Source organism: Olsenella sp. oral taxon 809 str. F0356 (genome assembly GCF_000233535.1).
Classification (GTDB): Bacteria; Actinomycetota; Coriobacteriia; order Coriobacteriales; family Atopobiaceae; genus Olsenella_I; species Olsenella_I phocaeensis.
The window spans coordinates 1287781-1309444 of the sequence record NZ_JH376563.1; the positions used below are offsets into that span (position 1 = coordinate 1287781).

Below are 21664 nucleotides of genomic sequence, written 5' to 3' on the forward strand. Positions count from 1 at the left end.
TCATAGCAATACCCTTCTTCTCGAAGGACGGGGACGGCAGCCAAAGGGCCGTCAGGCAAGGAGGAGAAGAATGGTTCAGACCACGCTTACGCCCGAGAAGGTACAGGAGATGTTCTGCTTCCAGTGCGAGCAGACCGCGCGTGGGGTCGCCTGCAGCTCCAGGCAGGGCGTCTGCGGCAAGTCGGCGGAGGTCGCCCGACTCGAGGACGAGCTCACGGGCGCCATGGTGGCCCTCTCCCAGGCGGTGATGTCTGGCGCCACGCCCAACGCGCTCACTGACGATGTCGTCATGCAGGGGCTCTTCACGACCATCACCAACGTCAACTTCGACGCTGACTCCGTTCGTGCCATGATCGCGCGCGTCCATGCCGCGAAGGACGGCATCGCGCCCGGCGATGACACGCCTGACTACGACCTGAACCTCGTGTGGCACGCCGAGGACGTCGACCTGCGCTCCCTGAAGTCGCTCGTGCTCTTTGGCATCCGTGGCACCGCGGCGTATGCCTACCATGCCGCCGCTCTCGGCCGCCGCAGCCAGGCGGTGAGCGCCTTCTTCTACAAGGCCCTGGCGGGAATCGCCGAGCTGGATGACGCGGACGCCCTGCTGGCGCTGGTCGACGAGGCCGGCGCCGTCAACCTGGAGTGCATGGCGCTCCTGGACGAGGCCAACACCTCGAGCTACGGGACCCCAGTTCCCACCGAGGTTCCGCTGACCGTCGAGCCCGGCCCCTTCGTCGTCGTGACGGGCCACGACCTCTGCGACCTCAAGGAGCTCCTCGAACAGACCGAGGGCACGGGCGTCAACGTGTACACCCACGGCGAGATGCTCCCCGCCCACGCATATCCCGAGCTCAAGCGCTACCCCCAGCTCAAGGGCAACTTTGGCACCGCCTGGCAGAACCAGCAGAGGGAGTTCGACGCCATTCCCGCTCCCGTGCTCTGGACCACGAACTGCCTGATGCCCCCTCGCGGCTCCTATGGCGACCGGGTGTGGACCACGGGGGTCGTGGAGTATCCCGGCTGCGCCCACGTGGAGGCTGACGAGAGGGGCCACAAGGACTTCTCGGCACTCATCGCACAGGCAAAGGAGCTGGGCGGCTATGCCGAACCCCAGGAGCTCACGGGCATCAACGGCGGCCATCGCGTGACCGTGGGCTTTGGCCACGCCAGCGTGCTGGGCGTCGCCGACAAGGTGGTCGACGCCGTCAAGGCTGGTCAGATCAGCCACTTCTTCCTGGTGGGCGGTTGCGACGGCGCCAAGCCCGGCCGCAACTACTACACCGACTTCGTCAAGGCGACGCCCGAGGACTCCGTGGTCCTGACCCTGGCCTGTGGCAAGTTCCGCTTCAACGACCTCGACCTGGGCACCGTGGCCGGCCTTCCGCGCATCCTGGACATGGGCCAGTGCAACGACGCGTACTCAGCGATCCAGGTCGCGGTGGCGCTCGCGAAGGCCTTCGACTGCGGGGTCAACGAGCTGCCCCTCTCCTTCGTGCTCTCCTGGTATGAGCAGAAGGCGGTCTGCATCCTCCTGACGCTGCTGCACCTGGGCATCAAGGACATCCTGCTGGGGCCCTCCCTGCCCGCCTTCATCTCGCCCAACGTACTGGACGTCCTGGTGAGGAACTACGGGATCGCCCCCACCACCAACGTCGAGGACGACCTGGCGAAGTGCCTGGCCTAGGGCTCGGGACGGAGCCATGCCAAAGGGACGCCCGCACCCCCCCGAGGGGATGCGGGCGTCATTCTGCCGGGAAGGTCGAGCTGTCCGGAGCCGGCTGTCGCGACAACGCCAGGGGGCGCGCTCCCTGACTCAGGGTGACTAGTCGCAGCTCACGCGTCCCTGACTCTGTTGTGGTCCTCGGCTCTCGCGCGGGTTCCAGTCAGTGAGGCCTGCGATCTCCTGCCTGTCGCGGACGATGTCCGCCAGGGTCTTGCTGTCCAGGTACTCGGCGGTGACCTTCCCGAGGTCCCGCCACACGGTGACGGTGGGACAGGTGTCGATGATGGGGCAGATCTCGCCGTTCGTGCAGTCGAGGCAGGCCACAGGCGCGAGCGAGCCCTCTGCCGCACGAAGGATCTGGCCGAGGGTGTACTCCTCGGGTCGCTTGCTCAGGCGGTATCCACCGCCCTTGCCGCGAAGGCTCTGCACGTAGCCCACCTTGTGCATGCGTGACACCACCTGCTCGAGGTACTTGCGCGAGATGTTCTGCCTGCGGGAGACGTCGCCCAGCGACACCCACCCGTCGTGCATGGCAAGGTCCGCCATGGCCCGCAGGGCGTACTTGCCCCTGGTGGAGAACATGCCAGCCATCCGTGCCTACCCCCTCTCGCCTCTGTCGCCTACCGTGGTCGTCCTACGCGCATGTGGGTGCGCGGGATGGGGACGTGGTGGTCCTCTCCCCAGGCGCCTGCCCTCGTCTAGTCGTTCGCCCCGTCGTGCTCGTGCGTGTGGAAGGGAACGGCCACGCTGGCCTCCTCGCTCCCGGCCTCGAGCATCTCCTCGAGCGTGCGCCAGGCGAGCTCGGCGCACTTGACGCGCGCGGGCATGTGCGAGATGTCCCTGAGCGAGGCGGCCTCGTCGAGCTGTGCGAGCGTGTCGGCGTCGGTCTCCTCGCCGCGCACCATGCGACCGAACAGCTTGCAGAGCCCGATGGCCTCCTGGGGGGTCTTGTCCACCACGAGGTCGCTCATCATGTCCGCGGAGGCTTGGCTGATGGCGCAGCCGTGGCCCTGGTAGGCCGCCTCCTCTATCGTGCCGTCGTCCCCCAGGCGGACGTAGAAGGTGAGCTCGTCGCCGCAGGAGGGGTTCACGCCCTCGTGCGTGAGGGTGGCGTCCTCCAGCGGGTACTTGTAGTCGGGGTGGGACACGTGGTCCATGAACTGAGCGTTGTAGAGTGACGTGACGCTCGCGTTAGCCATTGAAGACCTGCCAAACCGTCTTGAGGCCGTCGACCAGGCGGTCGATGTCCTGCTTGTCGTTATAGAACGCCACGCTCGCGCGGCAGGTGCTGCCCATGGCCACGTCGAGGTAGGAGAGGAGGGGCTGGGCGCAGTGGTGCCCAGCCCTGATGCAGACGCCCGACCCGTCCAGGATGGAGGCCACGTCGTGCGGGTGGACGCCACGCACGTTGAATGCGACGGCACCGACGTGGCGGCAGCCGTCCTCGGGGCCTATGACGTCGACGAAGTCGAGGGCTGCCAGGCTCTCGGTCAGGTAGGCGGAGAGGAGCCTCTCGCGCGCCTCCAGGGCGGCGAAGCCCTTGGACTCGAGGTAGCCCAGGCCCGCGTCGAAGGCGTAGCTGCCCGCCGCGTCCTGCGTGCCCGCCTCGAACTTCTGTGGGACGGGCGCCCAGACCGCGTCCGTCTCGCTCACGGAGTCGATCATCTCGCCTCCCGTGAGGAAGGGGGGCATCTGGTCGAGGAGGGCGGCCTTGCCCCAGAGGATCCCGATGCCCATGGGGCCACCCATCTTGTGGGCGCTGAAGGCCAGGAGGTCGCAACCCAGCTCGCGGACGTCCACCTTGAGGTGCGGGACGCTCTGCGCCCCGTCAACCACCATGTGGGCGCCCATCTGGTGGGCGCGCGCGGAGATGGCGGGAATGTCGTTCCGCACGCCCAGCACGTTGGAGACCTGCGTCACCGAGACGATCTTCGCCCTGGGGCCGACCTTCGCCTCGAGCTCCTCCTGAGTGATGCGGAAGTCGTCGTCGAGCCTCAGGTAGACGAGGCGGGTGCCCGTCTGGGCGCAGACCTGCTGCCAGGGGATGATGTTGGAGTGGTGCTCCATGATCGAGACGACGACCTCGTCGCCCTCGTGCAGGACGCTCCTGCCCAGGGTCTGGGCGACGAGGTTGAGCGACTCCGAGGCGTTGCGGGTGAAGATCACCTCGCTGCCCTGGGGCCTTCCCTCGTCGTCCACCGCGCCGATGAAGCGGGCTATGTGGTCGCGCGCGCCCTCGATGGCCTGGGTCGCCTCGACCGACAGGCCGTAGAGCCCGCGCAGCGGGTTGGCGTTCATCTCCTCGTAGAAGCGCCTCTGCGCGTCGAGCACGGCCGCCGGCCGCTGGGAGGTGGCGGCGCTGTCGAGGAAGCAGATCTCGGGATGCTTGGCGAGCAGGGGGAAGTCATCCTTGTAGGGGTTCTCCGCGATGCTCGCGAGCTGGGATGCGTCGAGACTCATGCGGACACCTCCCTGGCGTCGGTGGTGGCAGGCGAGAGGCCCAGGCCCTCGGCCACGTCGCGGGCGGCCTCGGGCCCGAGCAGCTGTTCCGCACGGGCGAGTGCGGCCTCGCGGGAGCTCGCCTCGGGCGCGTGGATGGCGGCGTCGTCGAAGATGGCGCGCACGAAGAGGTCGTTGACCTCCTCCTCGCTGAGGCCGCGGTCGGTGAGGTAGCCGAGCTGCTCGGCGCTGACGGAGCCGATGGAGGCGCCGTGGTTGCCCTGGACGTCGTCCTCGTCGCAGAGGATGACGGGAAGGGTCTTGTTCACGACCTCGTCGCCGCCCATGAGGACGGTCTCGGTCTCGTTGCCGCGGGCGCCCTTGGCGCCGTGCGTGAGGTCGATGGTCTCGCGCATGGCCTTGTGGGCCCTCTCGCCCAGGAAGCCCGAGGTGACGATGTCACTGCGGCTGTTGCGGCCGAGCTGGTGCACGACGTGGTTCACGTCGAGCTCGTCGGCGTCGCGCACGACGTAGCGGCAGTCGAGCTGCAGGTGCGACGACGTGCCCCCGAGCTTGGTGGCAAAGCCCATGGCCAGGCTCTTGCCCCCCAGCGCGTACTGGCGCGCCTCGATGCGGGCGTCCTCGGCGGCCTCGATGCCCACCCCCTCGAGGTGGGTGCTCCTGCTGCCGGGAGCGACGACCTCAACGAGGTGGAGCCTGGAGCCCGCCTCGGCGATGACGCGGAGGAGGGAGGCGGAGTGGCCGCCCTGGCCGCGGACCGAGACCACGACGGTGGCCTCCGAGCCCTCGCGCAGCATCACGCCGGTGTCCTCGACGGCGAATCCGCTGGCGTCGACGTCCACGACGACGGGTTCCGCGCGACGCGTCCCCTGGGGGACCTCCACGTAGCGGGCGTCTCCCGCCACGGACTCGACCCAACTCACGGCCTCGTCACCGATGCCGCATTCGACCTGGGAGAATATCCGGGGCAGGCGCGCGAGCACCTCTCCCTTGCGTACGGGGGAGGGGAGGCGGAGGCTGCACTCGTTGACCCTGAGGTAGTTCCAGGTCTGCGCGGGCGGTTGGTTGACGTGCTCCACGGCCGTGTACGACGGCGCCTCGGCAATCGTCTCTGCCATTAGCCGATCGCCCCTTCCATCTCGAGCTTGATCAGGTTGTTCATCTCGACGGCATACTCCAGCGGGAGCTCTTTCGAGACGGGGTTGGCGAATCCGTTGACCACCATGGTGCGCGCCTCCGACTCGGAGCAGCCGCGGCTCATGAGGTAGAGCACCGTGTCGTCCGAGATGCGGCCGATCGTCGCCTCGTGGCCCACCTGCGCCGTGCGGTTGCGCACGTCCATTGCGGGGATGGTGTCCGAGCGGCTGATGTCGTCCAGCATGAGGGAGGAGCAGGAGACCGACGCGTTGGCCCTGTCGGCGTGGCGGCCGATCACCAGGGAGCTTCTGAAGGTGTTGACCCCGCCGTCCTTGGATATGGACTTGGTGTCGACGGACGCGGTGCAGTCGGCACCGTTGATGATCACCTTGCAGCCCGTGTCGAGGTCTTGCGTGGCGCCGGCGAAGGTGATGCCGGTGAACTCGCAGCTCGAGCGGTCGCCCTGCATGATCGTGGTGGGGTAGAGGTAGCTCACATGGCTGCCGAAGGAGCCCGAGACCCACTCCATGCGCGCGTCGGAGCCGATGGTGGCGCGCTTGGTGTTGAGGTTGTACATGTTCTTGGACCAGTTCTCGATGGTGGAGTAGCGCAGACGGGCGCCGTCCTTCACATAGAGCTCCACGGCGCCGGCGTGGAGGTTGGCCTCGTAGTACTTGGGCGCGGAGCAGCCCTCGATGAAGTGCAGGTCGGCCCCAGGTTCGACCACGATGAGCGTGTGCTCGAACTGGCCCGCGCCGGAAGCGTTGAGGCGGAAGTAGCTCTGTAGGGGGTAGTCGAGCGTGACGCCCTCGGGGACATACACGAAGGAGCCGCCCGACCACACGGCGTAGTGCAGTGCCGCGAACTTGTGGTCGCGCATGGGGATGAGCCTGCCGAAGTACTCGTGGACGACCGCCTCCCACTTGGGGTCCTGCAGCGCGTCCTCGATCGTGGTGTAGACCACCCCCTGCTTTGCGACCTCCTCGCGCATGTTGTGGTAGACGATCTCGGAGTCGTACTGGGCGCCGACGCCGGCCAGGCTCTCGCGCTCGGCCTCGGGGATGCCCAGGCGCTCGAAGGTGTCCTTGATGTCCTTGGGCACGTCGTCCCAGTCGCGGGCCTGCTTGGTCTGGGGGCTCACGTAGGTCGAGATGTGGTCCATGTCCAGGCCCGACACGTCCGGACCCCAGTTGTCGGCCATCTTGCGCTCGTGGAAGACCTCGAGGGCCTCGAGGCGCATGTCGAGCATCCAGGCGGGCTCGCCCTTCTTCGCGCTGATGGCGCGCACGATCTCGGGCGTGAGGCCGTCGTCGTAGCGCTCGTAGCCCTCCTCGCTCTTCACGAAGTCATAGAGGGAGCGGTCGACGTCGGCGACCTTGGAGCGGCCCCTCTCGTCCACCTCGCCCGCGTTCTGCCTCTCGCTCACCTTAGGCCTCGGCAATCTGCTCGGACTCGAAGCGGGCGAAGCCGTCGGAGTCAATCTCGTCGATGAGGGAGGCGGGGCCCTCGGCCACCAGGCGACCCTTGACCATCACGTGCGTGCGGTCGACGTCGAGCCTCTCGAGGATGCGGGTGTTGTGCGTGATCATGAGGAGCGCGCCGCCGCACTCGCTGCGGTAGGCCTCGATGCCGCGCGACACGATGGAGAGCGCGTCTACGTCCAGGCCGGAGTCCGTCTCGTCCAGGATGGCGAGCTTGGGGCGCAGGAGGAGGAGTTGCAGCATCTCGACCTTCTTCTTCTCTCCGCCCGAAAAGCCCACGTTGAGCTCGCGGGTGAGGAAGGCGTCGTCCATGTCGAGCTGCTCCGAGATCTGCGCCACGCGCTCGCGGAACCTGCGGGCGGTCATCTTGAGCTCGGGCCTCATCTGGCAGATGGTGCGCAGGAAGCTGTAGAGGGGCACGCCGGGCACCTCGACGGGCGCCTGGTACGAGAGGAAGATGCCTGCGAGGGAGCGCTTGTCGGGCGAGAGGGAGGTGACGTCCTTCCCGTCGAAGGCGATGCTGCCGGAGCTCACGCGGTAGCTGGGGTCGCCCATGATGACGTGGCCCAGCGTCGACTTGCCGGCGCCGTTGGGCCCCATGAGGACGTGGGTCTGGCCCGTGCCGACCTCGAGGTCGATGTCATGAAGGATGGGCTTGTCCTCGGTCCCGGCCGAGAGCCCGGAGATGCTGAGCAGCTGACTGGACATGGTGCCTCTCTCTGGGTGCGCGCACGCGCTGTCGTGGGCGGGACGAGCGGCCCCCGCCGCGCCGTCCCGATCCAAATCCTACTTACAGGGGGGTATTTTACCCCGTTGTGCGACATGCGGGCGCCTTGTTCGTGAAAAATCGCATGCTGCGTCGCCTCGTCGCGTCGCAGCTCGAGTCACCTTGGGCGGCATGGAGCGAACGGATGGTGTCATGCCCCGAAAAACTGCGCATTGGATTTCTTTCAGCTGATTGCGACCTGGGCAAACGCCGAACGTCTCCATAATTCGGTGCAACCGTGCGCAGTTTTTTGCGAACGCGGCGCATGGACGCCCCAGAAAGGTCCATGAGCCGGCCGCTACCGACGTCGGTCCCCGCCGGTAATATGTGGGGCCCTTTGGTGCCGGGCCCCTAGCTCCGGGCGGCGGGCTCCACCAGCTCGCGCACGACCTCGGCGATGACGCCGTCGTCGTTGGTCGAGCGGGCGTGGTAGTCGGCCTCGAGCTCGATGCCGTCGCTGGCGTTGGCTACGGCCACGCCCACCCCGGCGGCACGAATCATGGCCAGGTCGTTCAGGGAGTCCCCGCAGCCTATGGTTTGCTCTGTGCCCACGCCGAGCAGCTCCGCCAGCCTCCTGAGGCCGGCCCCCTTGTCCACGCCCTCGGGGTTGAACTCGAGGTAGCGGTGGCTCGAGAAGGTGGGCAGGGTCCCCTCCCAGAGCTCGCGCGGCATCTGGTCGAGGATGCGGTGCAGCTCGGACAGGCCGTCGGGGAGGCAGTAGAGGATCTTCGCCAGGGGCACGTCGCGCAGGAAGTCGATCGACCCCTCCCGCAGCTCCTCGTGGCCCATGTGGCCCTCGAGATAGTCCCGCTCGTCCTGCTGCAGGCGGTAGGTCCACACCTTCCCGCCCAGCTCGTAGACGTGGAAGCTTAGCCCCGCCTGCTCGAGGCCGTACTCGAAGAGGGCGCGCACGCGCTCGAAGGGGAGGGAGTGCGACGAGAGCGGCGCGTCGTCCCCCACGCGGGTGATGCAGCCCCCGTTGTACGAGATGACGTAGGAGCCTTCCATGAGCTCCGTCGGGACCGCGCGCAGCGACTCCATGATCGAGCCGTAGGCGCGTCCCGAAGAGGGGACGAAGAGGCAGCCCAGCTCGCGCAGGCGGCGGATGGCCTCGACGTTTGCCGCGGGTACCGAATGGTCGCTCGCGAGGAAGGTGTCGTCCATGTCGCTGGCAACGATCTTGTACATGAGCCCCTCCTTGTCCGGCACTCACTGGATTGTATCCCACGCCGGCATCCCATCAGGCCAGGGGAGGGGGGAGTCCCTCTCCTGGGCCCGTGTCGGCTTCCGTCGGCCGGAAAGCCGGACGGGTTTTGGGAAAGTGCAAACTTGTGGAGGGTCTTTGGGATAATTGTGTATACTTGGTGAGATTGTATTGGCATGTCTGCACTAGGTCACCGGCTTGGTCGACCCACTGCGAGCCAGCAGTCCCAGCCGCACCCCGTAGCGCGGACGACGCGAAGGGAGAGGTCCTATGAGGTATCTGCTCATGGTAAGCCACGGAACGATGGCGCCTGGGGTGAAGAGCGTTATCGACATGCTGCTGGGGCCGCGCGAGGACGTGCTCGCCCACAGCATGGAGGACGGCGTCGGCGCAGACGCCTACGTCGAGGGCGTGCGCAAGGTCATCGCCCCCATCAGGCCGGAGGACTCGGTCGTGGTCCTGGGAGACATCATGGGCGGCTCGCCCCTCACCAACGCCCTCAACACCCTCACCGAGGCCGGGCTCCTCGGCAACACCGTGGCCTTTGGCGGGCTCAACCTCGCCATGGCGATAGCCGCCCTCATGGGCTTCGACGACGGACTCGACGATGCCGCGCTCAAGGCAAGCATCCTGAACGACGGTAAGGAGGCGGTCAGGGAGATCCAGCTGCAGGTCGAGGACGAGGACGAGGACGACCTGTAGGCAATGCAGGCAGACAAGAGGAGTGGAAATGATTTCGTTCGTTCGCATTGACGACCGCATGATCCACGGTCAGACGGTCACGCGCTGGGCCCTCGAGCGGCCCTGCGACGGCATCATCGCCGTCAACGACGTGGCCGCGAGCAACTCCGTGCTCAAGGCCGCCTACAAGGGCGCCGCGCCAGACAAGAAGATCTTCGTCTGGACGATGGAGCACTTCCTCGAGAAGAAGGACACGGTCCTCTCCTCGGCGTCGCGCTACTTCCTCATCACGAAGAACCCCCTCGACATGAAGAGGATCCTCGTCGACGAGAAGTTCGTCCCCTCCGACGTCAAGAGCGTCGTCGTCGGACCCTGCAACGACCGTCCCGGCACCACCAAGCTGGGCAACAACCAGTCCATCACCGCCGAGGAGGCCCAGGCCTTCGAGGACATGGCCAAGGCTGGCTACGAGGTCAAGTTCGCCCTGCTCCCCGACGTGTCCATCGGTGACTGGCCCAAGTTCCGCGGCCAGTTCGACGTCCACTAGCGCTGGCGCGAACCACTACTGGGAAGGTGGGTTTTGACTATGACGATCAGCATCTTCCAGGCTGTCCTGCTTGGAATATTCGCGTGCCTCGCGTCCCTTCCGGGCATGGGTGGCACGACCATCGGCAACTACACGCTCGGACGTCCCCTCGTGGGCGGCCTCGTCGTGGGCATCATCCTGGGCAACGTGCAGCTCGGCATCATCGTCGGCGCTGCCATCCAGGTCGTCTACATCGCGCTCGTGACCCCTGGCGGAACCGTCTCCGCCGACGTGCGCGCCGTGACCTACATCGGCATCCCGCTGGCCATGCTCTCCATCTCGGCGCAGGGCCTCGACCCCTCGTCCGATGCTGCCACCGGTCTCGCCGCTGCGCTGGGCGCTGCGGTCGGCACCCTGGGAACCGTCCTGTTCTATGGCACCGCGACCCTCAACCTCGTGTGGCAGGGCATCGGCTGGAAGGCCGTCGAGGGCGGCCAGTGGGACAACATCAAGAAGACCATCCCCTTGGTCGAGACGGTGCTGCCTTGGGTCTCCCACATCCTGTTCTCCTTCATCCCCACCGTGGTCATCTGCATGGCCGGCCCCACGATGGTCGACCTCATGAAGGAGTACCTCCCCATGGACGGCCTCGCGATGAAGACCCTCTTCACCGTGGGTTCGCTGCTTCCCGCAGTCGGCGTCGGCATCCTCTGCAAGCAGGTCATCACCAAGCCGCTTGACTGGGTCACCTTCGCCGTGGGCTTCCTGCTCGCCGCGGTCATGGGCTGCAACCTCATCGCGTCCGCCATCATTGCCGTCTTCTTCGCACTTATCAACTTCGAAATTCAGTCCGTCAAGACCAACCGCCCGGCCCTGGCCACACAGGCGGCGTCGGCCGACGACGACGATGAGGAGGACATCTAATCATGGCAGAGCTCAAGAAGGCCTCCGAGGCCACGCGCAAGGCGTCGTTCCTCCGCTGGATCTACGGCAACCTGACCTGCTTCTCCCAGGAGCACATGCAGACCTTCGGCTACCTGTGGGCCATGCTCCCCGTCGTGGACGAGCTGTACGACAGCGACGAGGAGAAGGTCGAGGCGCTGCGCACCTACACCACCTTCTTCAACACCGAGCCCCAGATCGGCTCCATGGTCGTCGGGCTCACCGTCGGCCTCGAGGAGGCGCGCGCCAACGGCGAGCCCATGGACGCCGAGACCATCAACGGCATCCGTGCCGGCCTGATGGGACCCCTGGCCGGCCTCGGCGACTCCATCATCGTCGGCACCTTCATCCCCATCCTGCTCGGCATCGCCCTGGGCCTCTCCACGGGCGGTAACCCCCTGGGCCCGATCTTCTACATCGTTGCCTGGAACGTCCTCATGTACTTCGGCATGAAGTTTGCCTACGACCAGGGCTACTCCCTGGGCGGCTCGGCCGTCGAGGCCCTCGTCGGTCCCCAGTCCGCGGCTCTGCGCAGCTCCATCGTCATGGTGGGCACCATGGTCATCGGCGCCGTCGCGGCGACGTGGATCAACATCTCGACCTCCTTCGCGGTCGAGTTCGGCGCGGACTCCTCCTTCGCGCTTCAGAACACGCTTGACGGCATCATGCCCAAGGCCCTGAACTTCTTCTTCGTCTGGCTGTGCTGGTGGCTCATGACCAAGAAGAAGATCTCGCCGACCATCGTCATGCTGATCCTGGTCATCGTTGCACTCGTGGGCTGCATCACGATCCCTGGCATCAACACCTCCATCTTCAACCCCGGCCTCTCCTACTAGGCGCGGGCGGCTGGGAGCGCAGATGGCGAAGGCGGACGGCAGGCAGTCACGGAGGGGTGGGCGCGCTCCCGCGCGCGACGCCCTGCTCAGGGAGGCGGAGCTGCAGACCCAGGCGATCATGCGCCTGGAGACCTGGAAGCGCCTTGCCTACTCTGGCCTGGCGGTTGGTGCCATCCTCGTGGGATGGGGCTTCTACGGGGCCGGAGACAGGCGGGCGGGCGTGGCGGGAATAGCCCTCCTCGTCCTTTCCGTGCCTGCGTCAGTGGTGCTCCACCTGGGCATCCGCAACGCCAAGCGCAACGTGGACCGCATGATAGAGACCTACGAGTCGGAGCACGGCAAGGTCCCCATCGACCCCAAGAGCTCCAGCAGGCGCTACGCGTAGCCCAGACCGATGCTTGGCAGACGGGGCGGCCCGTGACCGGAAGGTTGCGGGCCGCCCCTCTCTTCGCGGTGCGCGCCGACGCTTGGCGTAGGATGTTCCTCCGTGGAGAGGGGCGTCGCATGGCCAGGTGGCAGGCCTTTGGCAGGTTCATCGCAGGGCATATGATCTACATCGTGCCCTTCTGCCTTGCGGGAGGCATCTTCCTGCCGGGAGTGTTCTCCCGCCTCAACCCCGTGGTGCCGGCGCTGTTCGCGCTCATGACCTTCCAAGGCTCCCTCACGAGCGGCTTCGACGACCTCCTCGCCTGCCTGAGGAGGCCGCTTCCCCTCATCGTCGCCCTCCTGGTGACCTCGGTCGCCATGCCGGCGGTCGCCTGCGCGCTCGGCCAGGCGATCTTTCGGGACCCCCAGACCACCTGCGGCCTCGTGCTCGAGTACAGCGTCCCCATCGGGGTCGTCTCCATCATGTGGGTCGGCCTCTTCGAGGGGGACGTGACGCTCGGCCTGGCGACGCTCATGGCCTCCACGCTCCTCTCGCCGCTCAGCATCCCGCTCACGCTCTCCGTTCTGGTGGGCGCGACCGTGAGCATGGACCCGCTGGCCATGATGCAGGAGATGCTCCTCATGATCGCGCTGCCCGCCCTGGCCGGGATGGCCGTCAACCAGCTGAGCCGCGGCTGGGGAGGCGAGGTCCTCGCTCCCGCGCTTTCCCCTGCCTGCAGGGTGATTCTCGTTCTCATCATCGCGGCGAACTCTACGGGGATATCCGACTACATGCTGCACCTGAGCCCGCGCCTGCTGGGGATCATGCTCTTCGTCGGCTGCTTCGCCAGCGCAGGATTCGTCGTCGGGCTCCTGCTGGGGAAGCTGATGGGGCTGGGGAGGCCCCAGGCGGTGACGCTCACCTTCGACTGCGGGCTGCGCAACATCAGCGCCGGTGCCGTCATCGCAGAGCGCTTCTTTGGTCCGGCCGTCATGTTTCCCGTCATGATGGGGACGCTGTTCCAGCAGTTCCTCGCCGCCGCCTTCGGTTCCCTCCTCGGGCGTCGCTTCGGTGGCGAGGGGGAGCCCTCCCCGGAGGCGTAGCCACGCCCGCGGGAATGCGTGGGAATTTCACACCTCTCCGCCACCGCTTGGATAGGATAGGGGAGTTCGCGCCCAAGGGGGCGCCCTCTGTGACGGGCGGTGGTGAATGAAGGCACGAGGCAAGAGGAAGCTCGGTGGCGTCAGCATGCGCGTCGAGGCGCGACGCGCGCGCAAGAGGAGCGGTAACCGCTACCCCTTCCTTGACCTGGACTTCGACGAGGACGAGCCCCCCACCCCCGCCGAGCGGGCGCTCTATCTGCTCGCCACCGTGGCGTGCGTGGTCCTTGCCGTCATAGGGGCGATCTTCCCGGTGCTGCCCGCCATCCCCTTCTGGGTGCTCGCCGCGATATCGCTCTCGCACGCCTTCCCGTCCTTCGGGCGCTTCCTCAGGTCGACCAGGATCTACCGCTGGCTCATCGAGAAGCTCAACGAGCCCCAGGAAAAGGCGAGGCGTCCCGTCATGGCGCACCGTCGCAAGGACGTCGTAATGACGAGGATCTCGGTGGGGATGGCGCTGCTCCTGGCCTCCTCGCTCGTCCTGCCCATCGCGCGCTACGTCCGCTGGGGGCTTCGCATCGTCGTGTCGCTCGCATGGGTCGTCAGCTGGTGCTACCTCTACCTGTACGTGCGCGACCCCGAGGCTACGATCAAGGGCGGCGGGCGCTAGCGTCACGCCACCACGGGCCAACGTCCAAGGGAGGAACCCATGTCCAAGCGTGACCTGCTGGTCCTTTGCCACCCGCGCTGCTCGACCTGCAAGAGGGCCCTGAGGTGGCTCGACGACCACGGCATCCCGTACGAGCTCAGGGACATCGTGCGGGACAACCCCAGCGCGGAGGAGCTTGCCGCCTGGCATCGCCTGAGCGGCCTTCCCATCCGCAGGCTCTTCAACACCAGCGGCACGCTCTACCGTGAGCAGGGCGTGAGGGCTCGGCTCGACGCCGGAATGACGGACGAGGAGTGCTACGGGCTTCTCGCCACGAGCGGCATGCTGGTGCGGAGGCCCCTTGTGGTGGGCGACGGCCTCGCGCTCGTCGGCTTTCGCGAGCGGGAGTGGGAGGGCCGCCTCCTCTAGGGATGCCTGGCACGGCCCGTGCCCGCCTTTTGTCGTGCGGGGTGCGTGGCGCGCCGACTCCATGTCCGCCCCGCCTCGTCCCTGCGCTATCCTCTGAGCTGACGTCTGCGCCACGGCAGGGTGGCGCCCGAGGGAGGGGTGTTGGCTCATGGGCATCATGAAGCGCTTGTGCCTGTTCGTGTTCTCGCTGGCCGGGCTACTCGCCCTGGCCGCGCTGGTGCTGCCCTGGTGGGGTCCCTGGACTCGCGAGGCGACGGCCCTCATGGGTGTCGACGTCTACTACTACGTCGTGGAGGGCATGGCCGCGGTCCTTGCCGGCGGTCTCCTCCTCTTCCTGCTTCGCTCCATCTTCGCCCAGCACCGTCGTCCGACGGTCGAGGTCGCGCGCGAGGGATCCGACCACGTGAGCGTGACCCGCGACGCGATCGCCTCCCAGGCAACCCACGTCATCGAGGAGGGGGACCTCCTCAGGGCCAAGAGGGTCGACGTGCGGATCGGCAGGCGTGGTAAGGTCAGCGTGGCCGCGCGCGTCCAGCCCGTGCACACGGTTGACGTGGCACAGGCCGGGTTCGACCTCCACGAGAGGCTCGCGTCCGGGCTGCGCGTTGTCTGCGGGGACAACGTCGACTCCATAGACTTGGAGTTCCTCGACGCGAGCGAGTACCAGAGCGAGCCCGAGCTCGCGGATGCCCGGGCCATCGCAGCCGAGCCGTCCCTCGAGCCATCGGCGGAGCCCGAGCCGATGGGTGCCGTCACGGTGGCCAAGACGGACCTTGGGCAGGACGCCCTGGCGCATCGGCCTGCCGACCCCACGCCCGCCGACTCGGGCGACACGTCAGAGATCACGGTTCCCATGGGCCGCGCGGCCCATGGGAACGAGGACGCACCGTCCGTCCCGAGGGAGGGGTAGCCCATGGCAGAGAAGAGGCCACGGCTCGCAATAGAGGATGCGAGCGACGAGGAGCCGCAGGTGAAAGGTACTCCCAATGGGGAGGAGGGAGACCTCTCGCCCGAGGTGCGCACAGGCCAGGGCCCCAATGAGGAGACCTCCGCGCGCGAGCTCAGAAGTTCGCTGCGACGGATGGCAAGGGGGCACGAGCGAGCGGTCGTGGGAGGGCTCGCCGGCCTCTGCGTCGCGGTCCTCGTCTTTGCCCTGGGGCTGTGGAGGGCCCTCTTCGTCGCGCTCTGCGTGGCCGTCGGAGTGGTGGTCGGGCAGAGCCTCGATGGCGACACCCGGGCGCTCGACGCCATCAAGCGCGTCCTGAGGGGCAACCAGGGCTAACGTGATGAACCCCCATTGACCAGCACAGGCATCCGAGAGGAGACAGCCATGTCCGAACCCAAGACCCAGAAGCCCGACGCCATCACCGAGGAGGTCGTTGACCTGGCGGGGGAACCCCCGCAGACGAGGCCGACGAGGCGTCCGCGCCCGTGGAGCCGATCGCCGCCGAGGTCGTCCCCACAGACGAGGGGCCGGCCGAGGGCCAGGCCGTACAGCTGGCGGGAGAGGACGAGGACCTCGACTCGGAGGACTCCCTCACCTTCTCGAACGGCGTGATTGAGAAGATCGTCGCCATCTCGATGCGCGACGTGCCCGGTGTCATCGGGATGAAGGGCGGGTGGCTCAACCGCATCCAGGACGTGCTGGGCGCCAGCGACGCGCGCAAGGGGGTGACCGTCGAGGTCACGCCGGACTCGGCCGTGCGCGTGAACATCTCGGTGCTGATCGAGTACGGCGCCTACGCGCCCCAGGTGTTCGAGGACGTCAAGCGCACCGTGGTCAAGCAGGTGACGGGCATGACGGGCCTGGAGGTCGCGGGGGTCAACCTGCGCATCGAGGACGTCCTCACGCCCGAGGAGTATGCCGCCAGCAAGTCCGAGGAGTCCCGTCAGGACGCCGTCGCCGAGGCGACGGAAGAGGACGGGCGCTAGTGTCGGTCAGAAGCGCCCTTGCCACGGGCGCGGGCAGGCTCGCCCACTGGGGCCTCTCGAGCGTGCTCCACCGCAACGCCTCCCAGCTTCCAGGGAGGCTCGCCCTGGCCATAGACCCCCAGCTCATGGGGGAGCTTGCCCGCAAGGTCAGGCGCGCCTCCGTCGTCGTCTGCGGGACCAACGGCAAGACCACGACCAACAACGTGATCGCCGCGGCGCTCGAGGGGGCGGGCAACGTGGTGCTCTGCAACCGCGTCGGCGCCAACATGGCGCCCGGCGTCGTCTCGGCCCTCCTGCCCGGCAGGGAGGCCGACTTCGCGGTCATGGAGGCCGACGAGCTCTCGACCGTGCACATCCTCCCCCAGCTGAGGCCTGACTACCTCGTCCTCCTCAACCTGTTCCGGGACCAGCTCGACCGCGCGGGAGAGATAGACCGCGTCCAGGACACCATCGTCCGGGCCCTGCTCGGGTCCTCGGGCACCACCCTGGTCGTGAACGGGGACGACCCCCTGTGCGTGAGCGTCGCCATGAGGGCTGCAGCGGGCGGCACGAGGGTCCTCTCGTTTGGCATAGGGGAGGACCTTGGACTTCGCCAGGACAGGGTGCCCGAGGCGCGCTTCTGCCAGGTGTGTGGCGCGGAGCTCGAGTACCTCTATCGCAGCTATGCCCAGCTTGGCGCGTTCCGTTGCCCCAACGGCGACTTCGCGCGGCCGACGCTCGACTTCGTGGCCACCGGCGTCGAGGTCGGGCGCGAGGGGGTGTCGTTCGACGTCTCTGGTCCGGACGTTGCCCCGGGCTCCCGCGTCAGCGCGGGCTTCGGTGGCACCTACATGGTCTACAACCTCCTGGCCGCCTTCGCCGCGACGAGCCTCCTTGGCGTGGACGTCGCCGACTTCCAGAGGACCCTCGACGGTTACCATCCCGAGAACGGCCGCCTCCAGCGCTTCGAGGTGGGCGGCAGGGAGGTCGTCCTCAACCTGGCGAAGAATCCTGCCGGGCTCAACCAGAACCTGAGCCTGCTCGAGCAGGACGAGCGCGAGAAGGCCCTCTTCGTCCTGGTGAACGACAACGCCAACGACGGGACGGACGTCTCGTGGATCTGGGACGTCGACTTCGAACGGATGGCGGAGGGCGGACGTGCGCCACTCGTCTTCGCCGGTGGCACGCGGGCGAACGACGTGCAGGTTCGCATGAAGTACGCGGGAATCGACGCCCAGGTCTGCGAGAGCGTCTCGGAGGTGGTGGGCAGGCTCTCTGGGGTGCCGGCCGACCGCCCTCTCTACGTGCTGGCAAACTACTCAGCGCTCTTCCCCGCCAAGGAGGAGCTGGAAAGGCAGGGTGGGCGCCGATGAGCCATGCGCATGGCGTGCGCATCGCGCACCTCTTCCCCGAGCTCCTCAACCTCTATGGAGACTCGGGCAACATGCTCGTGCTGCGACGCCGCCTTGCCTGGCGCGGCCTTGGCTGCAGCATCACCGAGGTGCACATGGGCGACAGGCCGAGCCTCGCCGACTTCGACATGGTGTTCATAGGAGGGGGAACCGACCGCGAACAGCGCATCGTGTGCGAGCGCCTGCTCGACCAGCGTGCGGAGCTCGCGTCGTTCATCGAGGACGGTGGGGTCCTCGCGGCGGTCTGCGGTGGCTACCAGCTCCTCGGCCACAGCTACGAGATGGGGGGCGAGAAGGTCGAGGGTCTCTCGCTCGTCGACCTCGAGACGACCCGCGCTACCCCCCGGCTCATCGGCAACGTGGCGGTGCGCAGCCGCATCAGCCCCCAGCCCATCGTGGGCTACGAGAACCATGGGGGCAGGACCCACCTGGGACCCGGCGTCGAACCCCTGGGTGAGGTGGTGAGCGGCTTCGGCAACGATGGGAAGAGCGGCTTCGAGGGCTGCCTCTACAAGAACGTCGTGGGCACCTACGTGCATGGGCCGCTGCTGCCCAAGAACCCCGGGGTTGCCGACCACCTCCTCCTGCGCGCCCTGGAGCGCAGGTACGGCATGGCGGAGCTGGAGCCGCTCGACGACTCGGAGGAGCTCGCCGCCAATCAGGTGATGCTCGATCGCATGCTGGCCCACGCGACGCCAAGGATGTGACCGACGGGTCGCAGGCGGAGAGACGCCTGCGACACGAGGCGACGCGCCGCCGGAATCGGAATGGCGGGACGCACGCGCGGGGAGGTACGCAGGCACGTACCGACAGGACGGCCGTCGTCCCAGACGTCTGGACGGCGGCCGTCCTGCGGCTCGCGCCGTTGGCGCGCGGGGGCCTCGCATCCCGTCCGACGCATGCATCGCAATGTGATTCGATGCAGTTTTTTCGATGGCGTGCGTGGTGACCGCAAGGGACTATCCAAGATTTCTCCCAAAGTCTGACACGGTGGGAAAGCTGCCTGAGATGACAGAGCGAACCTGCGTCTACCAGCACGGACGTGATCCATGAGCGTGTGCCGGGGAAATTACGAGCAAGACTGCAGCTTATACGCAACAGCCGTCCGTCGTGCACAAAAAAATGCTTGTGAGCGACGAGCATTTTTAAGGCGAGGAAAAGAAAGGTAGGAAACCCTGCCGCTTGCCAATGAATTTACGCCACTCACCCCCTTGGCCCGTTCCGTTTGGACGTGCCGCGCAAGAGCCCTTGACCTTCCCCAAGGGGCAATCCCTAAAACGAGTCCCAATTACCGCCGAACGCATTGGTGCGGCGGCTCCTTGCCACGTGCGCAAGGAGCGGTATGTGACGAATCGATTCTGGAAGGGTGGGGGGAATGGCTGAGGGATCCACGACGGTCGCCAGCGACTCGCTGGCAGCAGAGAAGAAGAGGCAGCTCGACCAGAACTTCTTCAAGAAGGGAATCCTGGTCGCTCTGTTCTCGGGTCTTCTGTATGGCTTCTACACGGCCTTCATCACGGCCGCACAGAACACGGGAGCATGGGTGGGGTGGGCGACCACCGTCACCGCGGGAAGCTTCCTCGCCGTGTTCATCCTCCCCGCCATCGCCTCCACGCTCAACGACGGCATCAGCGCGGTCTGGGCGCTCATCATCACCGCGGCCCAGGGCAAGCTCGCCGACTTCGGCCGCACGCTCGAGACCAAGCCGGGCGTCATCATGATCTGCGCCGCAGCCGTCGGAGGCCCCATCGCCAGCGTCGCCTACGTCATCGCGCTGAGCCAGGCCGGCACCCTTGCCGTGCCCATCGCCGCGCTCAACCCCGCCGTCGGTGCCATTCTCGCCCGCGTCCTCTACAAGCAGCCCCTCAAGCCCCACATGGTCGCAGGCATCGTGGTCTGTGTCATCGCGGGAGTCATGATCGGCTCCACCGGGCTCACCGGTGACGTGCCCGCTGGCACCGGATTCGGACTGGCGCTCGCCTTCCTGGCCGCCGTAGGCTGGGGCGCGGAGGGCTGCATCGCCGGCTACGGCACCGCGATGATCGACTCGCAGATCGGCATCACCATCCGTCAGACCACCTCGGGCATCCTCAACCTCATCGTGGTGCTCCCGGTCCTCACCCTCGTCGGGGCAGGTTCTCTTGGCGAGACCTTCGGCTACGTGGGTGACGCCCTCACCGACCTCCCCTCGCTCGTCTTCTTCATCCTGAGCGGCCTGTGCGCGTACCTTTCGTTCGCCCGCTGGTATCGCGGCAACTCCATGTGCGGCACCGCGCTGGGCATGGCTTGCAACGGCACCTACACCTTCCATGGACCCTTCTTCACCTGGCTGATCGTCGGGCTTGCCATGGGCATCAACGGCTACGCCCTGGCGCCCATCGCATGGATCGCCGCGGCGGTCATGGTCGTCGGCATCTTCCTGGTCGCCGTCAACCCTGCGGACTACCTGTCTAAGAAGGAGCAGTAAGCATGAGCAGGCCATTGAACTACGCGATCCTCAAGCACTTCACCACCGTCGACGAGGCGTGCGCGGACGACGTCCTGGAGGCCCTCGAGGGCGAGTACTCCGGCTTCGCCGCCTTCACGAAGGACAAGGTGCAGGAGGCCCTGATGACGGCAGAGAAGAACGCCCTCATCGAGGAGTCTCGCTTCGACCTCGACCCCGCCGGCGATCTGCGCGTCTACTACCGCGCGACCGACGAGCAGCGCAAGACGATCGATTCCTACATCAAGTAGCGAGGAGCAGCCCATGCGATACAGGGGAGAGCAGGCAATCGGTCTCATAGAGACCATCGGGATGGTCCCCGCGCTCGAGGCCGCCGACAAGATGCTCAAGGCGGGAGACGTCAGGCTCATCGGTTACGAGAACACCGCCTCCGGCTACATCTCGATCCTCGTCGAGGGCGACGTCGCCGCCTGCGAGGCCGCGGTCGCCGCCGGCGTCAAGGCCGTCAAGGCCCTGGGGGCGGAGGTCTACAACTCCGTCGTGATCGCCCGCCCCCACCCCAGCCTCAAGAAGATCACCGACAAGTACACCGTCGAGAAGCTCCTGCCCTACTAAGGGGGTGCCCATGTCTCTCATCGACAACGACCTTCTCTCCATCCAGGAGGCGCGCATCCTCCTGGAGTGTGCCGCGGACTCCGCGGAGGTCCTCGAGGGGCTCCCGGGCACGCTGGTCGACGACTTCCTCCAGCACCTGCGGGAGGGACTGCTCCCCAAGGCGGGGGAGTACGCGGAGGAAGCCTTCGCAGAGAGCGACTACTGCTCTCCCGAGGACGAGGCGGGCCTCACGAAGTGGGTCCTCACCGACCTTCTGGGGGAGGTCAGCGCCCAGACGCCCGTGCAGAGGATCGTCCGCTCCAGCAACGGCTCGGCGGAGGTCTGCCTTCCCAAGGGCGTCGTCGTCTCGCTGCTCCCCGACTGGCTCTCGGTACCCACCATGCTGAGCCAGCTCGTCATGGCGGTGCGCTCCAAGAGCCCCGTCGTGTTCTCGGCGAGCGCGCGCGTGCACGAGACCTGCGCGATGGTCATGGGAGACGTGCTCAAGATCGCCGAGTTCTGCCACTATCCCACCGAGGCGCTCGGGTACCTGAGCATCTTCTGCCCCGAGGGCGAGGAGTGGGTCTGCTCCCAGCCCTGCGTGCGCGTGGTCATCGACTCGCGCGAGGACGGCTCGGACCCCCGGCGCTTCGACGCCGCAGGCAAGGACGTCTACTTCGCGACGCTGGGCAACAACCCCGTGTTCGTGGAGTCCACGGCAGACCTGGGCGCCTGCGCGGACGAGGTGGTGCTGGGCAAGTCGTACTGCTACGGCATGCTCCCTGGAGCCGAGCAGAGCGCCGTGGTGGAGCGCGCCGTCGACACACGCTTCCAGGAAGAGCTGCGCCGTCGCGGCTGCCACTTCCTGAGCGACGAGGAGGCGGAGCGGCTCGTCTCGTCGCTCTTCATGCCCGACGGCCGCCCCTACCGCGAGCTCATCGGCTAGAGCGCCTTCGGCCTCGCCCGTCGGGCTGACGTCGAGGTCCCCGAGTCCACCAAG

At 67.1% G+C, this 21664-nt stretch carries 25 protein-coding genes; 18 read left to right on the forward strand and 7 right to left on the reverse strand.

Going from position 1 to position 21664, the window contains the following annotated elements; translation table 11 throughout:
- Window positions 1-70 precede the first annotated feature (70 nt).
- The gene (gene hcp / locus HMPREF1008_RS05875; protein ID WP_009278935.1) at window positions 71-1684 is read left to right on the forward strand and encodes a hydroxylamine reductase; all 1614 of its coding nucleotides are present in this window, start codon (window positions 71-73) and stop codon (window positions 1682-1684) included.
- A gap of 138 nt (window positions 1685-1822) precedes the next feature.
- Here hcp and HMPREF1008_RS05880 read toward each other — a convergent pair whose 3' ends face one another.
- The 7 genes from HMPREF1008_RS05880 to HMPREF1008_RS05910 all read right to left on the reverse strand — a co-directional run bounded on the left by HMPREF1008_RS05880 (window position 1823) and on the right by HMPREF1008_RS05910 (window position 8755).
- Window positions 1823-2305 carry an Rrf2 family transcriptional regulator gene (locus tag HMPREF1008_RS05880; protein WP_369750392.1) on the reverse strand — a complete coding sequence of 161 codons (483 nt, stop codon included), beginning with the start codon at window positions 2303-2305 and terminating at the stop codon, window positions 1823-1825.
- Window positions 2306-2421: 116 nt separating this feature from the next.
- Window positions 2422-2922: a Fe-S cluster assembly sulfur transfer protein SufU gene (sufU, locus tag HMPREF1008_RS05885; RefSeq protein ID WP_009278937.1), complete on the reverse strand. Its 501-nt coding sequence runs from the start codon at window positions 2920-2922 to the stop codon at window positions 2422-2424.
- Window positions 2915-4183 (reverse strand): aminotransferase class V-fold PLP-dependent enzyme, encoded by a 1269-nt coding sequence (locus HMPREF1008_RS05890; RefSeq protein ID WP_009278938.1) that lies wholly within the window; start codon window positions 4181-4183, stop codon window positions 2915-2917. The genes sufU and HMPREF1008_RS05890 overlap by 8 nt, the downstream gene beginning before the upstream one ends.
- Window positions 4180-5301 carry a SufD family Fe-S cluster assembly protein gene (locus HMPREF1008_RS05895; RefSeq protein WP_009278939.1) on the reverse strand — a complete coding sequence of 374 codons (1122 nt, stop codon included), beginning with the start codon at window positions 5299-5301 and terminating at the stop codon, window positions 4180-4182. The genes HMPREF1008_RS05890 and HMPREF1008_RS05895 overlap by 4 nt, the downstream gene beginning before the upstream one ends.
- On the reverse strand, window positions 5301-6719 hold the full coding sequence (gene sufB, locus HMPREF1008_RS05900) for a Fe-S cluster assembly protein SufB (RefSeq protein ID WP_040657029.1): 1419 nt from the start codon (window positions 6717-6719) through the stop codon (window positions 5301-5303). Before sufB ends, HMPREF1008_RS05895 begins: the two co-directional genes overlap by 1 nt.
- A gap of 28 nt (window positions 6720-6747) precedes the next feature.
- Window positions 6748-7509 (reverse strand): Fe-S cluster assembly ATPase SufC, encoded by a 762-nt coding sequence (sufC, locus tag HMPREF1008_RS05905; RefSeq protein ID WP_009278941.1) that lies wholly within the window; start codon window positions 7507-7509, stop codon window positions 6748-6750.
- Between the two features lie 409 nt (window positions 7510-7918).
- Complete coding sequence (locus tag HMPREF1008_RS05910) at window positions 7919-8755, reverse strand: Cof-type HAD-IIB family hydrolase (RefSeq protein ID WP_009278942.1); 837 nt, start codon at window positions 8753-8755, stop codon at window positions 7919-7921.
- A 286-nt stretch (window positions 8756-9041) separates the two neighbouring features.
- Between HMPREF1008_RS05910 and HMPREF1008_RS05915 the strand changes: the two genes are divergently transcribed.
- The 17 genes from HMPREF1008_RS05915 (at window position 9042) to HMPREF1008_RS10870 (ending at window position 21610) form a co-directional block, all read left to right on the forward strand.
- Window positions 9042-9473, forward strand: coding sequence for a PTS sugar transporter subunit IIA (locus HMPREF1008_RS05915; protein ID WP_009278943.1), 432 nt, complete (start codon window positions 9042-9044; stop codon window positions 9471-9473).
- A 28-nt stretch (window positions 9474-9501) separates the two neighbouring features.
- Window positions 9502-9999: a PTS sugar transporter subunit IIB gene (locus HMPREF1008_RS05920; protein ID WP_009278944.1), complete on the forward strand. Its 498-nt coding sequence runs from the start codon at window positions 9502-9504 to the stop codon at window positions 9997-9999.
- 39 nt (window positions 10000-10038) lie between these two features.
- The gene (locus HMPREF1008_RS05925) at window positions 10039-10902 is read left to right on the forward strand and encodes a PTS sugar transporter subunit IIC (RefSeq protein ID WP_009278945.1); all 864 of its coding nucleotides are present in this window, start codon (window positions 10039-10041) and stop codon (window positions 10900-10902) included.
- Between the two features lie 2 nt (window positions 10903-10904).
- Window positions 10905-11756, forward strand: coding sequence for a PTS system mannose/fructose/sorbose family transporter subunit IID (locus HMPREF1008_RS05930; protein ID WP_009278946.1), 852 nt, complete (start codon window positions 10905-10907; stop codon window positions 11754-11756).
- Window positions 11757-11778: 22 nt separating this feature from the next.
- Window positions 11779-12141 (forward strand): hypothetical protein, encoded by a 363-nt coding sequence (locus HMPREF1008_RS10640; RefSeq protein WP_009278947.1) that lies wholly within the window; start codon window positions 11779-11781, stop codon window positions 12139-12141.
- Window positions 12142-12260: 119 nt separating this feature from the next.
- A complete protein-coding gene (locus HMPREF1008_RS05940) occupies window positions 12261-13226 on the forward strand; it encodes a bile acid:sodium symporter family protein (protein ID WP_009278948.1) in 966 nt (321 codons plus the stop codon).
- A gap of 106 nt (window positions 13227-13332) precedes the next feature.
- Window positions 13333-13893, forward strand: coding sequence for a DUF454 family protein (locus tag HMPREF1008_RS09920; RefSeq protein WP_009278949.1), 561 nt, complete (start codon window positions 13333-13335; stop codon window positions 13891-13893).
- 39 nt (window positions 13894-13932) lie between these two features.
- The gene (locus tag HMPREF1008_RS05950; RefSeq protein ID WP_009278950.1) at window positions 13933-14301 is read left to right on the forward strand and encodes an arsenate reductase family protein; all 369 of its coding nucleotides are present in this window, start codon (window positions 13933-13935) and stop codon (window positions 14299-14301) included.
- 148 nt (window positions 14302-14449) lie between these two features.
- Window positions 14450-15211 carry an alkaline shock response membrane anchor protein AmaP gene (gene amaP / locus HMPREF1008_RS10455; RefSeq protein ID WP_009278951.1) on the forward strand — a complete coding sequence of 254 codons (762 nt, stop codon included), beginning with the start codon at window positions 14450-14452 and terminating at the stop codon, window positions 15209-15211.
- A gap of 3 nt (window positions 15212-15214) precedes the next feature.
- Complete coding sequence (locus tag HMPREF1008_RS10865; protein ID WP_009278952.1) at window positions 15215-15583, forward strand: DUF2273 domain-containing protein; 369 nt, start codon at window positions 15215-15217, stop codon at window positions 15581-15583.
- 149 nt (window positions 15584-15732) lie between these two features.
- Window positions 15733-16233 (forward strand): Asp23/Gls24 family envelope stress response protein, encoded by a 501-nt coding sequence (locus tag HMPREF1008_RS05965; RefSeq protein WP_009278953.1) that lies wholly within the window; start codon window positions 15733-15735, stop codon window positions 16231-16233.
- Window positions 16233-17585: a MurT ligase domain-containing protein gene (locus HMPREF1008_RS05970; protein ID WP_009278954.1), complete on the forward strand. Its 1353-nt coding sequence runs from the start codon at window positions 16233-16235 to the stop codon at window positions 17583-17585. Before HMPREF1008_RS05965 ends, HMPREF1008_RS05970 begins: the two co-directional genes overlap by 1 nt.
- Window positions 17582-18331 carry a type 1 glutamine amidotransferase gene (locus HMPREF1008_RS05975; RefSeq protein ID WP_009278955.1) on the forward strand — a complete coding sequence of 250 codons (750 nt, stop codon included), beginning with the start codon at window positions 17582-17584 and terminating at the stop codon, window positions 18329-18331. The genes HMPREF1008_RS05970 and HMPREF1008_RS05975 overlap by 4 nt, the downstream gene beginning before the upstream one ends.
- Before the next feature lie 668 nt (window positions 18332-18999).
- On the forward strand, window positions 19000-20091 hold the full coding sequence (locus HMPREF1008_RS05980) for a membrane protein (protein ID WP_009278956.1): 1092 nt from the start codon (window positions 19000-19002) through the stop codon (window positions 20089-20091).
- A gap of 2 nt (window positions 20092-20093) precedes the next feature.
- Window positions 20094-20360, forward strand: coding sequence for a hypothetical protein (locus HMPREF1008_RS05985; RefSeq protein WP_009278957.1), 267 nt, complete (start codon window positions 20094-20096; stop codon window positions 20358-20360).
- Between the two features lie 13 nt (window positions 20361-20373).
- Window positions 20374-20685, forward strand: coding sequence for a BMC domain-containing protein (locus tag HMPREF1008_RS05990; protein WP_009278958.1), 312 nt, complete (start codon window positions 20374-20376; stop codon window positions 20683-20685).
- Window positions 20686-20695: 10 nt separating this feature from the next.
- Window positions 20696-21610 (forward strand): hypothetical protein, encoded by a 915-nt coding sequence (locus HMPREF1008_RS10870; RefSeq protein WP_009278959.1) that lies wholly within the window; start codon window positions 20696-20698, stop codon window positions 21608-21610.
- The last annotated feature ends 54 nt before the right edge of the window (window positions 21611-21664 follow it).

What these genes read in the sequence shown, in the direction of transcription:
- HMPREF1008_RS05915 (WP_009278943.1), top strand. Translation starts at nt 9,042, where the DNA reads ATGAGGTATCTGCTCATGGTAAGCCACGGAACGATGGCGCCTGGGGTG.
- HMPREF1008_RS10865 (WP_009278952.1), top strand. Translation starts at nt 15,215, where the DNA reads ATGGCAGAGAAGAGGCCACGGCTCGCAATAGAGGATGCGAGCGACGAG.
- HMPREF1008_RS05930 (WP_009278946.1), top strand. Translation starts at nt 10,905, where the DNA reads ATGGCAGAGCTCAAGAAGGCCTCCGAGGCCACGCGCAAGGCGTCGTTC.
- HMPREF1008_RS05880 (WP_369750392.1), bottom strand. Translation starts at nt 2,305, where the DNA reads ATGTTCTCCACCAGGGGCAAGTACGCCCTGCGGGCCATGGCGGACCTT.
- hcp (WP_009278935.1), top strand. Translation starts at nt 71, where the DNA reads ATGGTTCAGACCACGCTTACGCCCGAGAAGGTACAGGAGATGTTCTGC.
- HMPREF1008_RS10640 (WP_009278947.1), top strand. Translation starts at nt 11,779, where the DNA reads ATGGCGAAGGCGGACGGCAGGCAGTCACGGAGGGGTGGGCGCGCTCCC.
- HMPREF1008_RS05985 (WP_009278957.1), top strand. Translation starts at nt 20,094, where the DNA reads ATGAGCAGGCCATTGAACTACGCGATCCTCAAGCACTTCACCACCGTC.
- HMPREF1008_RS09920 (WP_009278949.1), top strand. Translation starts at nt 13,333, where the DNA reads ATGAAGGCACGAGGCAAGAGGAAGCTCGGTGGCGTCAGCATGCGCGTC.
- HMPREF1008_RS05895 (WP_009278939.1), bottom strand. Translation starts at nt 5,301, where the DNA reads ATGGCAGAGACGATTGCCGAGGCGCCGTCGTACACGGCCGTGGAGCAC.
- HMPREF1008_RS05920 (WP_009278944.1), top strand. Translation starts at nt 9,502, where the DNA reads ATGATTTCGTTCGTTCGCATTGACGACCGCATGATCCACGGTCAGACG.
- sufU (WP_009278937.1), bottom strand. Translation starts at nt 2,922, where the DNA reads ATGGCTAACGCGAGCGTCACGTCACTCTACAACGCTCAGTTCATGGAC.
- HMPREF1008_RS05980 (WP_009278956.1), top strand. Translation starts at nt 19,000, where the DNA reads ATGGCTGAGGGATCCACGACGGTCGCCAGCGACTCGCTGGCAGCAGAG.
- HMPREF1008_RS05890 (WP_009278938.1), bottom strand. Translation starts at nt 4,183, where the DNA reads ATGAGTCTCGACGCATCCCAGCTCGCGAGCATCGCGGAGAACCCCTAC.
- HMPREF1008_RS05950 (WP_009278950.1), top strand. Translation starts at nt 13,933, where the DNA reads ATGTCCAAGCGTGACCTGCTGGTCCTTTGCCACCCGCGCTGCTCGACC.
- amaP (WP_009278951.1), top strand. Translation starts at nt 14,450, where the DNA reads ATGGGCATCATGAAGCGCTTGTGCCTGTTCGTGTTCTCGCTGGCCGGG.
- HMPREF1008_RS05975 (WP_009278955.1), top strand. Translation starts at nt 17,582, where the DNA reads ATGAGCCATGCGCATGGCGTGCGCATCGCGCACCTCTTCCCCGAGCTC.
- sufC (WP_009278941.1), bottom strand. Translation starts at nt 7,509, where the DNA reads ATGTCCAGTCAGCTGCTCAGCATCTCCGGGCTCTCGGCCGGGACCGAG.
- HMPREF1008_RS05910 (WP_009278942.1), bottom strand. Translation starts at nt 8,755, where the DNA reads ATGTACAAGATCGTTGCCAGCGACATGGACGACACCTTCCTCGCGAGC.
- HMPREF1008_RS05925 (WP_009278945.1), top strand. Translation starts at nt 10,039, where the DNA reads ATGACGATCAGCATCTTCCAGGCTGTCCTGCTTGGAATATTCGCGTGC.
- HMPREF1008_RS10870 (WP_009278959.1), top strand. Translation starts at nt 20,696, where the DNA reads ATGTCTCTCATCGACAACGACCTTCTCTCCATCCAGGAGGCGCGCATC.
- HMPREF1008_RS05940 (WP_009278948.1), top strand. Translation starts at nt 12,261, where the DNA reads ATGGCCAGGTGGCAGGCCTTTGGCAGGTTCATCGCAGGGCATATGATC.
- HMPREF1008_RS05990 (WP_009278958.1), top strand. Translation starts at nt 20,374, where the DNA reads ATGCGATACAGGGGAGAGCAGGCAATCGGTCTCATAGAGACCATCGGG.